Raw genomic sequence first — 13,376 nt, 5'->3', positions numbered from 1 at the left:
TTTTATCTGCTTCGCTTCATTTAGATTCGGAAGAACGAAATTGCAAAAGATAAAAGTTATCAAAAATTCTTGATTATTATTGTTTTGGTGTTATAGTTAACTACAACACCAATTCATTTCCAAATGAAGCGTGAATCAATCAACTTTTCGATACTGAGTAGATAGAGGTAACGCATTTGGTGCGGACAATGAAAATGAGGAGGGAATATGAGTGTCAACTGGCATGATCAGTCGCCGATTTACCGGCAACTGAAGGAGAAGGTGCAGGCCATGATACTGGATGGTGTTTTGAAACCAGGCGATGCCTTGCCTTCTGTGAGGCAGATTGCCGCAGATTATCAAATTAATCCGATTACGGTATCGAAAGCGTATCAGGAACTGGTCGATGAATCTTTAGTAGAAAAACGAAGAGGAATAGGTATGTATGTGACGGAAGGTGCATCAGACAAATTGCTGGCAACAGAGCGGCAGCGTTTTTTGGAAGAAGAGTGGCCAGCCATGCTGGATCGCATCCGCCGTTTAGGGATAGGCACAGATGAATTGTTGGCGCAAATCAAGCGCGGCAAGACTACAGGAGATGAATGATGAGTATCGTGGTTTCCGCAAAAAATCTTTGTAAAAAATACGGTAAGCAGCGCGTTTTGGACAATATCAGCTTTGAGATTCCGGCTGGTCGTATCGTTGGTCTGATCGGACCAAATGGTTCTGGCAAAACGACGACGCTCAAAGCCATACTCGGATTAACCCCGTTTGACGGTGAAATGCAGGTGCTGGGGCTGAATCCGCGCAGTGAGCGTGACGCCTTAATGCAAGACATCAGTTTTATTGCAGACGTGGCGATTTTGCCTTCATGGCTAACAGTACGCGAGGCGATAGCTTTTGTTGAAGGCGTGCATCCGAAATTCAATCGTGCGAAAGCGGAGCGTTTTCTGGCAAAGACTAAATTGCAACCGCAACAGAAAGTTAAATCCATGTCGAAGGGCATGGTGGTGCAATTGCATCTGGCGCTGGTGATGGCGATTGACGCAAAGCTGCTGGTGCTGGATGAGCCAACGCTGGGTTTGGATATTCTTTATCGCAAACAGTTCTATCAGGATTTGCTGGAAGATTATTTTGATCAGAATAAAACCATCATCATCACCACGCATCAGGTCGAGGAAATCGAGCACGTACTGAGCGATGTCATATTCGTCCAGGATGGGCAAATTCGCCTCTCTTCCAGTATGGATGAGCTGGAGCGTCGTTTTATAGAGTTGATTGTGCGTGAAGAATTTATGGATCGTGCGCAAGCCTTGCATCCCATCGATCAACGGAAAACATTTGGGCAGACAACGATGCTGTTTGATGGCGTCAACCGTGAGCAATTAGCGCAATTCGGAGAAACCAGACAACCGAGCGTCGCCGACTTATTTGTGGCGATGATGAAGGGAGATAAAGTATGAAAACGATGAAGTTTTTATTGTTGCGGGAATGGTGGGAAAACCGTCAGTTATTTATCCGGACGGGTTTGATTCTGATCGCTTTATCTGTTGTGTCTGCAATTATTTCTGCCGTCGTGATGCAAAGTCCAGACACTTCCCGCATCTTGCCAGGTGCAGTACTGACGGCAGAACAACTGAGTAAAGAAGTGGATGGCATTGCCGGACATAGCTTGGTTGGACGGATGTTCGGTTTTTGCGTTGCCATGATTTTTATCATGTACTCGTATTTTTCCGGAGCCCTGAGTGAGGAAAGAAAAGACCGTAGCATTCTGTTCTGGAAATCATTGCCTGTCTCTGACGCACAGTCGGTACTTGCCAAAGTATTGTTCGGAGTGATTGCTCTTCCTCTGTTCATGTTGTTTGCTTCGGTCATTTCCAATATTCTGGCGTTAAGCATCGTGTGTATTGGCCATGCTTTACAAGGGCGCTGGCTGTTTTTATCAGTATTCAGTCATGCAGGACTCTGGTCGCCGGTTCTGGATGCCATCAGAGTTTTTCCCGTGTTTATTTTGTGGTCATTACCAACGGTGGGTTGGTTGTTACTGGTCTCCAGCGTGCTGACCAAACGGGGCGGTTTGTGGGCAGTACTGGGGCCGGTCGCCGTCTTTTTTCTGCTGGTTCTGCTCTGCAAATCGCTGAATGTAACGCTCGATCCTTTTGCCTATTTGTGGCTGGGGCGTATGCTGTTCAGTCTGTTGCCATTCAGTTGGTTATTGAATGGCGAATTTATCCGTCAGCATTATGATTTTAAACATGTGTTAGATGCAATGCGGTCTACACCAACGGATAGCTGGGATACATTCCTGCATCTGAATATCTGGTGCGGAGTGCTGGTCGGTGCATTGTTCATTTACGGTGCGATCCGTATGCGGAATTATCGCGAGTGATCGTTAAAAAGGCCTGAAACACGTCGGTTTCAGGCCTTTTGATTTTCAGTCTTCATTTTTATGTCAGCGTGCCGGTCTGACGACTAAGGCCACACCCGCCAGCGCGATACACATACCTGCTAATGCGATCATGGTGAATTGCTCACCAAACATCAGCCACGCCATCGCAGCAGTGACGGCAGGTACCAGATACATATAGCTGGTGACTTTGGTTGCTTCGCCGTGCCGTATCATGATGTACAAAACGGAGATTCCGATACCGGATAACACCAGAACGGACCATGCGAGTGCACCGAAAAATTGTGGCGTCCATAGGATGGTTTGCGTTTCCAGCATCCATGCAAATGGTGCGGTCACCAACAGCGACGCCGCAAATTGAATTACTTGCCCGGTCCGTACATCAAACGAAGGGCAGGTTTTTTTCTGATACAGCGTGCCTATCGTCATCGCAAATAAGGCCATCACTGCCAGACTGACACTGGTCAGCGACAAAGCGACGACAGAAATTTTGTTCGCCACCACCAGACCCACACCAGCGATACCGAAAGCCAGCCCCAGCCATTGTTTGCCACGTATGCGCTCGCCGATGAACGGCCCCATGACCGCTGTCAGTATGGGTTGGATATTAGCGATCAGCGCTGCCACACCAGCTGGCATGCCGAGCTTCACGGCGCACCAGATACCGCCGAGATACAAGGCTTGCATCAGTATGCCGGCGATGGCAATCGGCAACAGATCTTTGCGGGCGGGCCACGGTGCGCGCATGAGTATCGCGAGCGTCAGCATCATAACGACCACGCCCAGATAGCGCATGCACAAAAATGTCAGTGGCTCTGCATAAGGCAGACCGTACTTGGCGACCACATAGCCGGATGCCCAGATAAAGATGAAAGTAGCGGGCAAAGATTTCAGTAACAAACTCTGGTTTGATTGCATACGAGATTCATTCGTTCAGGGTGGATGTATTGGTTTTTTATTGTCGCCCGGGTTTGGGATACGAGCGTCGTTACCGGATATTGGCGACCATTTTTTTATATCTTCGCATAAAGCATTTTGGGTATAGATGAAAAAAAACCTGTGATGCCGAAACATGCACAGGTTTTTTTCATCTGTTCCAACTGATGTCAGAACAGACCCGGTAACACGGTAACTTACGCCAGGTTCGCTGCAGCGAAATCCCAGTTAACCAACGCCCAGAATGCTTCCAGATATTTTGGACGCGCATTGCGGTAGTCGATGTAGTAAGCGTGTTCCCACAGATCGCAGGTGATCAGTGGTTTGTCTGTTGTTGTCAGTGGTGTCGCTGCATTCGATGTGTTGACGATATCCAATGTACCGTCCGCTTTTTTCACCAGCCATGTCCATGAAGAACCGAAATTGCCGACTGCGGATTTATTGAAGGCTTCTTTGAATGCATCGAAAGAACCCCATTTTGCGTTGATCGCGTCAGCCAGTGCACCAGTAGGAGCGCCGCCGCCATTCGGTTTCAGGCCATTCCAGTAGAAAGTGTGATTCCAGATTTGCGCAGCATTGTTGAAGACGCCAGCGGAAGATTTTTTAACGATTTCTTCGAGTGTGGAATTTTCGAACTCTGTACCTTTGATCAGGTTGTTCAGGTTGGTCACATAAGTCTGGTGATGTTTGCCGTAGTGATATTCCAGTGTTTCTTTGGAAATGTGCGGAGCCAGAGCGTCCAATGCATAGGGCAATGCCGGTAAGGTATGTTCCATGATGTGTCCTTTTAGTTTTCTTCAGTGGGTTCCGTTTTATGACTACGAACGGGTAAAACGACCATTGTAAGCGTTTGTGCAAAAGCTTGCAGCGCAACTGTGCGATTTTCGGATCAGGAAGCGGTCGCAAGCTTATGTCAGCGGTCGCTGAACGTGTCATGCCGGTCGCATATTTTGTCATCACTGATCCAGACTGGTCTGGACGCTGCTGATGCCCACTTCAGCACTGCCGTTTGCCAGATGGATGTTGATCAGGCTTTGCGGGTGTAACTCTTGAGTTGAACGCAGGAGTTTGCCTTTGTGGTCGCGGATAATCGCGTAACCACGATCCAGCGTGCGTTGCGGATTCAGTAATTCCAGCTGTGTCTGCAGCGCGCTGAGTTGTTGGCGTTGCTGCGAAAGCGCGTGGCGTTGGCATTGCTGCAGCCGATGTCGGAGTTCGTTTAATTGTGTACGTGCCGAATGCACATCAGGGCGCTGGCTTTTCAGCCGCATATCCAGCTGCGCCAGTGCATGGCGTGAACGTTGCAAGGGAATGCCGCTGCTGTAACGCAGCGTTTGCAGACAATGCTGCAATTGCTGTCGTTTTAAATTGATCGCTGCCGCCGGACTCAGCAGACGACGGGACAGCCAGTCCAGCGTCTGATTCTGGGTCGCTATTTGTCGGCGCATTGCTCTTTGCATACGGTGTTGTTGCTGTTCTAGCCCGGCGATCCAGTCGGCACGCGGTGTGGCGGCAAGTTCTGCGGCGGCCGTTGGCGTTGCAGCGCGGATATCGGCGGCGAAGTCGGCAATCGTAAAGTCGGTTTCATGGCCGATGCCGGCAATCACTGGCATGGGGCAGTTGGCGATGGTGCGGGCGATGATTTCTTCATTGAATGCCCACAAATCTTCTATGCTGCCACCACCGCGGCAGACCAGCAGCACATCGCATTCTTCGCGTGCGGCAGCAGTGGCGATTGCCTGGGCAATTTTGGCACCGGCGCCTTCGCCTTGTACCGGCGTCGGATACAAGATGACCTGAATCTGCGGCACCCGGCGCCGCAGCGTCGTCAGCACATCGCGCAATGCGGCTGCCTGCGGGCTGGTGACGATGCCTATGGTTTTTGGAAAAACGGGTAGCGCGCGTTTGCGCTCAGGATCAAATAAGCCCTCCTGAGTCAGTTGCGCCTTCAGACGTAAAAAAGCTTCATACAGGTTGCCGACCCCGGCACGACGTATCGCTTCGACGCTGAGCTGATAATCACCGCGCGGCGCATACAGCGTCACCAGTGCCCGCACCTCGACTTTATCGCCCTCGCGCGGTTGGAAATCCGCATACTGGGCGCGGCCACGAAACATGACTGCACGTACCTGAGCCGCGCTGTCTTTGAGAGTGAAATACCAATGTCCAGAGCTGGCGCGGGTGAAATTCGATATTTCGCCGGAAACCCAGGTCAGCGGGATATTGCGTTCCAATAATTGAGCTACGGCGCTGTTGAGCGCCGAAACACTGATGACAGCGCTTGTCGCAATTGAGTTTGAAGGGCGGGATTCAGTGTTCATGTGGCATACAATCAAAAAAGCTGTCCACAGAAGCTTGTGGCGGTCTCCAGCATGTCATTACGACAGTCATAAGTCAAAAGAAATGCAAATTCCGAATATAAGTCCTTGATTTTTATTATCTATCTCTCTGCAAGTAAATCAGGCAATATGAAAAAATCCTTACAAATCAAAGGAGTTACAGAACGATACAAGGCTTGTGCACAAACTTATCCACAGAATAAGTGCATAAACTGTGGGTATCTTCAGCGCAGTGACGGAAACCAGGTTTTGCTTATATTTTATGCAGAACAGTATTTCTGAATAAAATCATGGAGTTAGTGCGTTTTCTTTTCCTTTTGCACAGTCTTGTCCACAAAAAATGTGAGAAAAATGGACTTGTTCACAGAAAAACTTGCTTTGTAAGTAATTATTTCTTTGTGATCTCATCTTTTTAGTCCGTGCTTAAAAAACAGGCTTTATAAAATAGTTGATATAAATCATGGACTTAATGTGATTCCCCAGTCTTTTTCACAATGTTGTCCACAAAAAATGTGCAAAAAGTCAGAGTTATCCCCGACAGCGGCTGAATGCTATCGGTTTCATGATGATAAAAAGGTATTGAATCGCCTCAAAACCGGATTTGCCCAATTTTTAAGCTGATTATATTTATCTATATAAATCAATTAATTGCAGATCTTTTTCGGCATTCTGCACAAATTTGTCCACATAATTTGTGCAAAACAATGGAGTTGTCCACTGCATGCGCAGCCTTGCTGTTATTTTGAGCAAAATGACTGAAAAAAAGCACTTTGCCTAAATAATTTGCAGAAGATTAATCTATTTATAAATCAGGGACTTAACTTGTTTCGCAGCGCTTGTGCACAAGCTTGTCCACATAAAGTGTGCAGAAATAGGAAAAAATATGGCCGGAAAAACCCGGTATCTACCCCGATCAACGTTGCCTAATTCTTGAGCGTTATCGGAAATCTTTTTTATTTCAAAGGCTTACGGTGCTATGCCATACTTATCCACAAGCTTGCGCACAGATTTTGTGTAAAACATGAGAGATATGCACAGACGTCGTTTTTTTCATCAGTACCCTTGCCCGTCAGCACACAAAGCGCTACATTGCGGGGTTGGATTTCTGAACCTACTAGGAGTGCGCTTTGTTCGCCATTATTCAAGCCGCCGGCTGGCCTATTTATCTGTTGTTGATTTCTTCTGTGATCGCCTTAACGCTGATTATTGAGCGCAGTTTTTCCTTGCGCCGCAATAAAATTCTGCCAGCGACGCTGCTTGATGAAGTGATACGGGTGTATCAGTCAGGTAAGGTAAAGCCGGAAGTGATACAACAACTTGCAGGCAATTCCCCTTTGGGTAAAGTGCTGGCTGCGGGTTTGCGCAACGTCAGCGCGCCACGCGAAGTGATGAAAGAGTCCATCGAAGAAGCTGGTGCTGCGGTCGCACATGAGCTCGAACGTTTCCTGACGACACTGGGCACGATAGCTTCATTGGCGCCGCTGATGGGCTTGTTCGGTACGGTGGTTGGGATGATAGAAATTTTCGGTTCGCAAACGGCGACCGGCGCGAATCCGGCGCAATTGGCGCATGGTATTTCGGTGGCCTTGTACAACACGGGTTTTGGTCTGCTGATCGCGATGCCGGCGCTGGTCGCTTATCGCCATTTCCGAGCCCTGGTCGATAGTCTCGTGGTCGATATGGAACAACAGGCCGTCAAATTTGTTGACGTTGTTCACAGCGCCAGAAAGTAAATATGAACTTTCGCAAAGGAAAGGGCAGGGAAGAGCCTGAAATTAACCTGATCCCGTTTATTGACGTGCTGTTAGTGATCCTGATTTTTCTGATGGTGACGACGACATATAGCCGTTTCACCGAATTACAGATCACGCTGCCAACGGCCGACGCCGAAAAAGCACAGGAAAAGCCGAATCAGATCGATATCGGTATCGATGCGCAAGGACGATACAAGATCAATAATCAGGCGGTTTCTTTTCTGGATACTGCAACGCTGGCCGAGGATTTGCGCCGTGCCAGTGCCGCACTGGCCGAGGGCTCGACTGGCGCGCAGGCTGAGCCCGTTGTGATCATCAATGCAGATCGCGCTGCGACGCACCAGTCGGTGATCGATGTGCTGGAAGCGGCGCGTATTGCAGGATTAGCCAAAGTGACATTCGCAGCCCAGGCTGGAAGCCGCAGTAAATAAGCCTCTCCAGCATGGTGATTTTGGGGAGTATGTGAATACAACACCCTATACCCCAATGTTTTAGCGGGCAATTTCATTTTTGAATAGCATACTACCGGGGAGTATCATACTCCCCGCTTGTTTTTAGCAGAGGGAAAAAGATGCGGGTCTGGCTGGAATCCTGGCTGTTGCAGGCGTGGCAAAAGCGCGGTCTCGTGGCGTGCTTGTTGTGGCCGCTGTCCAGACTGTTTCAGCTCATCGTCACGTTCCGCTTCGGCTTGTTTGTGCTGGGTTACAAAGCGCAAGCGAAACTCAGTGTGCCGGTGATTGTGGTCGGCAATATCTATGTCGGTGGCACCGGCAAAACCCCGTTGGTGATCTGGCTGGTGCAGCAATTGCAGGCGGCAGGTTATCGACCTGGCGTCATTTCGCGCGGTTATGGGGCGCAAGCTGACAACGTGACGCTGCTGACGGCGGATGCGCTGGCGTCACAGGTCGGCGATGAGCCGCTGTTGATCGCGCAACGTACCGGTGTTCCGGTGGCTGTCGGGCGGGATCGCGTTGCGGCGGGGCGCGCATTGCTGGCGTCGCATACGGAAGTAGATATCGTGATTGCCGACGATGGTTTGCAGCATTACTTTCTGGCGCGCGATATCGAGATCATGCTGTTCGATCAGCGTGGTGCTGGTAACGGCTGGATGTTGCCTGCGGGGCCTTTACGCGAACCGGTACAAAGACGACGTGATTTCACCGTACTCAATGCATCTGAAGAGATCAGCGCCGCAGCTGTGCCGGGTATTCCTGCTGATGCGGTTCGTATGCAATTGCAGGCGCAGCAGGCGTATCAACTGGCGGCGCCTGAATGTCGTCAGCCTCTTGCTAATTTTGCGGCGAAGCGTTTGTGCGCGGTTGCAGGCATCGGTCATCCGCAGCGTTTTTTCACGACACTGGCTAATGCAGGATTGCAATGTGAAGGCGTGGCGTTGCCGGATCATTTCGCTTTTGATGCCGCGACTTTTCAGGCCATCGCTGCCGATTGCATTCTGATCACGGAAAAGGATGCAGTAAAATGTCGACAAATTCCTGCATTGCAAACAGATGCCCGCATCTGGGTTGTGCCTGTTGAGGCGCAACTGGACGGCACGTTTGCAGCAGATCTACTTCAAATGATTTCGGAGAAAAAGCATGGAAGCTCGCCTGCTTGATATTTTAGTTTGTCCTGTCTGCAAGGGACCATTGGTCTATAACAAAGCTGCGCAAGAACTAATTTGCTATGCCGATAAACTGGCGTTTCCTGTGCGTGACGATATTCCTGTTATGTGGACAGATCAGGCTCGCACCCTGACACAAGAAGAAATCGACGCGCGCTAAGCGGGGCGCCGTATGAGTTTTATCGCCATTATTCCGGCGCGACTGGCATCGAGTCGCCTGCCAAATAAACCGCTTGCTGATATCGCTGGTAAACCGATGGTGGTGCGCACCGCTGAACGTGCGCTCGCATCTGGCGCCAGCGCGATTATGGTGGCAACTGATCACGCCGATATTGTGGCTGCCTGTGAGGCGCATGGTGTGCCTGTGCGCATGACGCGCTCAGACCATCCGTCTGGCACCGATAGGATTGCGGAGGTGGCTGCCAGCATGCAATTGCCTGCAGACGCCGTGGTGGTCAATGTGCAGGGCGACGAACCCTTAATTGATCCGGCATTGATCGGTGCTACGGCGGCATTGGTGAATGCGCAGGTGCCGATGGCGACCGCAGCGCATCCCTTGCATGACGTCGCTGAAGTTTTTAATCCGAATGTGGTGAAAGTGGTGCTCGATAAATCCGGCCGCGCTTTGTATTTTTCACGCGCAACGATCCCCTGGCATCGCGACGCGTTTGCGGCGAGTCGTGAGCAGCTGCCAGCTGGCTACACGCCGCTGCGTCACATCGGTCTGTATGCGTACCGCAACGATTTTTTACAACAGTATCCACAACTCGACATCTCGCCTCTGGAACAGATCGAAGCACTGGAACAGTTACGCGTGCTGTGGCACGGCTATCCGATTGCAGTGCATGTGACGCAGGCCAGCCCGGCGCCCGGTGTGGATACGCTGGAAGATCTGGAACGGGTTCGTCGTATTTTTTCAGGAAAATGAGCTAAAACATTGATGACTCTGGATTGATTTCATATTCAGACAGCAATAGTGGCGGAAATTGTGGTAAGTTTCGTGAAAAGATTCTGTGTTATTACTACTAAAAGAAAAACAATTCCGTAGTGTTCCACAGTAAATTAAAAAAGATTCCGCATGCTCCCTTGCGAGCGTGCAAGCAAATTCAAACTCGTCTTAGGAAATAAAATGCGTCTTATTTTGTTAGGAGCGCCAGGTGCTGGTAAAGGCACGCAGGCTAATTACATCAAAGAAAAATTCAATATTCCGCAAATCTCGACTGGCGATATGTTACGTGCCGCAGTCAAAGCTGGTACCCCGCTCGGTCTGGAAGCAAAAAAAGTCATGGATGCAGGTGGTTTGGTTTCTGATGACATCATTATCGGTCTGGTCAAAGATCGCCTGAAAGAAAGCGACTGCGCCAATGGTTATTTGTTCGACGGTTTTCCGCGCACAACGCCACAAGCTGATGCGATGAAAGAAGCCGGCGTCGCGATTGATTATGTATTGGAAATCGATGTTCCTGATGAGGCGATTGTTGACCGTATGAGCGGCCGTCGTGTGCATCCGGGTTCAGGTCGTACTTATCACGTCAAATACAATCCACCAAAAGTGGCAGGGAAAGACGACGTCACAGGTGAAGACCTGATACAGCGTGACGACGATAAAGAAGAAACGGTTAAAAAGCGTTTGTCTGTCTATCACGAACAGACAGAAGTGCTGGTTGGCTATTATGGCGACTGGGCAAAATCAGGTCAGCCCGGCGCACCTAAATACCGCAAGATTGCGGGAGTAGGGCCAGTCGAGACCATACGCGACAGCGCTTTCGCTGCATTAGCGGAATAAGAGAAGTAAGGAAGCGGACAATATGTCCGCTTTTTTTTCGTCTCTGCTCCTGTTGTGCATGATTAACTTATGTGCTGAGTTTTTCTGTCGTCTCTGAGCATTTGCCCCGGATGACGCTGTCTGACAACTACAACAACAGGAGGAGTCACCATGGTAACGAGTCTCTGGTTTGTGATCGCATGCGGCGTGATTGCCGTGTTATACGGTTTGCTGTCGCGCCGCTGGATATTAAAGCAGGATGCCGGCACCCCGCGTATGCAGGAGATTGCAGCGGCGATACAGCAAGGCGCATCAGCTTATCTGGCGAGACAATACCGTACGATAGCGCTGGTAGGCGTGATCCTGTTCATTGCGATTGCTGCGATTCCCGGGTTGGGACTGACAACCGCCTGTGGCTTTCTGATTGGCGCAGTCTTGTCGGGAGCCTGTGGTTTTATCGGTATGAATGTGTCGGTGCGGGCGAACGTGCGTACTGCGCAGGCGGCGACCAAAGGGATGAACGAAGCGCTTGATGTTGCCTTTCGTGGCGGTGCAATTACCGGCATGTTGGTTGTCGGGCTGGGCTTGTTAGGCGTTACCGGTTTTTACTCGCTACTCATACTCTCCGCGCCGCATGGGATGGGGCTGACGCTGAGTCAGCACGATGTGATTCAGCCCTTGATCGGACTTGCCTTCGGTGCTTCGCTGATTTCCATTTTTGCCCGGCTGGGCGGTGGTATTTTCACTAAAGGCGCCGACGTCGGTGCGGATCTGGTCGGGAAAGTCGAAGCAGGTATTCCTGAGGATGACCCGCGTAACCCCGCCGTGATTGCCGATAACGTTGGCGATAATGTCGGTGATTGTGCGGGGATGGCAGCAGATTTATTTGAAACGTATGTCGTGACGCTGATTGCGACGATGTTACTGGGCGCGCTGGTCGTCACTAACGCTGTCACGCAAGCGATTGTTTATCCCTTGCTGCTCGGCGCGGTGTCGATACTTGCCTCTATCGTCGGTTGTTCTGCCGTCAAAGCCCGGCCCGGTAAAAAAATCATGTCAGCGCTGTATACCGGCTTGTGGTGGGCGGCTGGTTTGTCGCTGATCGGCTTTGCGATTGTGACCTGGCTGGTGTGGCCCGACGATGCAATGCGCTGGCGCATGATGGGGGCAACCGTGGTGGGTATCACCCTGACTGGCCTGATGGTGTACATCACTGAATATTACACAGGAACCGATTTCAAGCCGGTGCAGCATGTGGCGCAGGCATCAACTACTGGCCACGGCACCAACATTATTGCTGGTCTGGGCGTGTCGATGAAATCGACCGCGTGGCCGGTGCTGGCGGTGTGCGCTGCCATTCTGACTTCTTACAGCTTTAGTGGTTTATATGGCATCGCGATCGCAGCGACAGCGATGCTGTCGATGGCAGGTATCATCGTTGCGCTAGATGCGTATGGCCCGATTACAGATAACGCCGGCGGTATCGCTGAAATGTCAGAAATGCCTGCTTCAGTCAGAGCCATTACCGATCCGCTGGATGCGGTTGGCAACACCACCAAAGCAGTGACTAAAGGCTATGCGATAGGCTCAGCAGGTCTGGCCGCATTGGTCTTGTTTGCCGATTACACCCATGCTTTAGATGCTGTCGGTAAATCGACTGTATTTGATTTGTCGAATCCGCAGGTCATTGTCGGTCTGTTTATAGGTGGCTTGATTCCTTATCTGTTTGGTGCGATGGCAATGGAAGCTGTTGGGCGTGCCGCTGGTGCTGTGGTGGTGGAGGTGCGCCGCCAGTTCAGCGAAATCAAAGGGATTATGGATGGTAGTGGCAAACCAGAGTACGACAAGGCTGTCGATATGCTGACGACATCAGCTATACGGGAAATGATATTGCCCTCGCTGCTGCCTGTGATTGTGCCGCTGCTCGTTGGTTTGCTGCTGGGGCCGGCAGCGCTGGGTGGATTATTAATGGGAACGATAGTGACAGGATTATTCGTCGCTATTTCGATGACGACTGGCGGTGGTGCCTGGGATAATGCAAAGAAATATATCGAGGATGGTCATTACGGTGGCAAAGGTTCCGAGACGCATAAGGCGGCCGTGACCGGGGATACGGTGGGTGACCCATACAAAGACACCGCCGGACCGGCTGTGAACCCGCTGATCAAAATTATTAATATTGTTGCCTTGCTGCTTGTGCCACTGCTGCCGCATCCGGTGTCGCAGTCGGCTGGCGGTATTGCTGCAAGTGCTCCTGCCTCATCTGTCGCTGCCGTCGTCGTTTCAGCGGCACCTCCACACGTAGTGAGCCTGGCAGTGTCAGCACAAAAATAGATACAAAATCAAATCAGAAAAAGACACAGACATAAACATAAACGATTATTTGATTCAGCTTAAAAAGATGCGTACCAGAACAGCGGAGCATCTTTTTTCTTTTAGCGGCGCGGCAAAGTTGGATACAATACAGAGATGACGTTTACGTAAACGTAACGTGTTTGCATTGCACGTTGAAATGCAAGCCCAATTCCGGTCAGATTTTCACATCAATAGCATAACTTTGCTATTTCTTAACCAA

General features: G+C 50.4%; 13 protein-coding genes. 10 read left to right on the top strand and 3 right to left on the bottom strand.

Annotation, left to right across the window (positions count from 1 at the left end):
• Nucleotides 1–207 precede the first annotated feature (207 nt).
• The 3 genes from KDM87_RS09540 to KDM87_RS09530 are packed head-to-tail and all read left to right on the top strand — an operon-like array spanning nt 208 to nt 2,368.
• Nucleotides 208–585, top strand: coding sequence for a GntR family transcriptional regulator (locus KDM87_RS09540; protein WP_212678862.1), 378 nt, complete (start codon nt 208–210; stop codon nt 583–585).
• On the top strand, nt 585–1,442 hold the full coding sequence (locus tag KDM87_RS09535; RefSeq protein ID WP_212679246.1) for an ABC transporter ATP-binding protein: 858 nt from the start codon (nt 585–587) through the stop codon (nt 1,440–1,442). Before KDM87_RS09540 ends, KDM87_RS09535 begins: the two co-directional genes overlap by 1 nt.
• The gene (locus KDM87_RS09530; protein WP_212678861.1) at nt 1,439–2,368 is read left to right on the top strand and encodes a hypothetical protein; all 930 of its coding nucleotides are present in this window, start codon (nt 1,439–1,441) and stop codon (nt 2,366–2,368) included. Before KDM87_RS09535 ends, KDM87_RS09530 begins: the two co-directional genes overlap by 4 nt.
• A gap of 63 nt (nt 2,369–2,431) precedes the next feature.
• Here KDM87_RS09530 and KDM87_RS09525 read toward each other — a convergent pair whose 3' ends face one another.
• From KDM87_RS09525 to xseA, 3 genes are all read right to left on the bottom strand, one after another.
• Entirely contained in the window at nt 2,432–3,304 is an 873-nt protein-coding gene (locus tag KDM87_RS09525; protein WP_212678860.1) for a DMT family transporter, read from the bottom strand.
• A gap of 215 nt (nt 3,305–3,519) precedes the next feature.
• On the bottom strand, nt 3,520–4,098 hold the full coding sequence (gene sodB / locus KDM87_RS09520; RefSeq protein ID WP_186883141.1) for a superoxide dismutase [Fe]: 579 nt from the start codon (nt 4,096–4,098) through the stop codon (nt 3,520–3,522).
• A gap of 180 nt (nt 4,099–4,278) precedes the next feature.
• Nucleotides 4,279–5,643, bottom strand: coding sequence for an exodeoxyribonuclease VII large subunit (gene xseA / locus KDM87_RS09515; protein ID WP_212678859.1), 1,365 nt, complete (start codon nt 5,641–5,643; stop codon nt 4,279–4,281).
• Nucleotides 5,644–6,788: 1,145 nt separating this feature from the next.
• Between xseA and KDM87_RS09510 the strand changes: the two genes are divergently transcribed.
• From KDM87_RS09510 to KDM87_RS09480, 7 genes are all read left to right on the top strand, one after another.
• On the top strand, nt 6,789–7,394 hold the full coding sequence (locus tag KDM87_RS09510) for a MotA/TolQ/ExbB proton channel family protein (protein ID WP_212678858.1): 606 nt from the start codon (nt 6,789–6,791) through the stop codon (nt 7,392–7,394).
• 2 nt (nt 7,395–7,396) lie between these two features.
• Entirely contained in the window at nt 7,397–7,846 is a 450-nt protein-coding gene (locus KDM87_RS09505; protein WP_186883144.1) for an ExbD/TolR family protein, read from the top strand.
• A gap of 140 nt (nt 7,847–7,986) precedes the next feature.
• A complete protein-coding gene (lpxK, locus tag KDM87_RS09500; protein ID WP_212678857.1) occupies nt 7,987–9,030 on the top strand; it encodes a tetraacyldisaccharide 4'-kinase in 1,044 nt (347 codons plus the stop codon).
• Complete coding sequence (locus tag KDM87_RS09495; RefSeq protein ID WP_186883146.1) at nt 9,011–9,196, top strand: Trm112 family protein; 186 nt, start codon at nt 9,011–9,013, stop codon at nt 9,194–9,196. Before lpxK ends, KDM87_RS09495 begins: the two co-directional genes overlap by 20 nt.
• A 12-nt stretch (nt 9,197–9,208) precedes the next feature.
• Nucleotides 9,209–9,964: a 3-deoxy-manno-octulosonate cytidylyltransferase gene (gene kdsB, locus KDM87_RS09490; RefSeq protein WP_212678856.1), complete on the top strand. Its 756-nt coding sequence runs from the start codon at nt 9,209–9,211 to the stop codon at nt 9,962–9,964.
• Nucleotides 9,965–10,165: 201 nt separating this feature from the next.
• Entirely contained in the window at nt 10,166–10,822 is a 657-nt protein-coding gene (adk, locus tag KDM87_RS09485) for an adenylate kinase (protein ID WP_186883148.1), read from the top strand.
• A 150-nt stretch (nt 10,823–10,972) separates the two neighbouring features.
• A complete protein-coding gene (locus KDM87_RS09480; protein WP_212678855.1) occupies nt 10,973–13,135 on the top strand; it encodes a sodium-translocating pyrophosphatase in 2,163 nt (720 codons plus the stop codon).
• Nucleotides 13,136–13,376: the final 241 nt, after the last annotated feature.

Source organism: Cognatundibacterium rivi (assembly GCF_018139565.1).
GTDB classification, from domain to species: Bacteria; Pseudomonadota; Gammaproteobacteria; order Burkholderiales; family Burkholderiaceae_D; genus Undibacterium; species Undibacterium rivi.
This window is presented reverse-complemented; position numbering and strand designations above follow the sequence as displayed.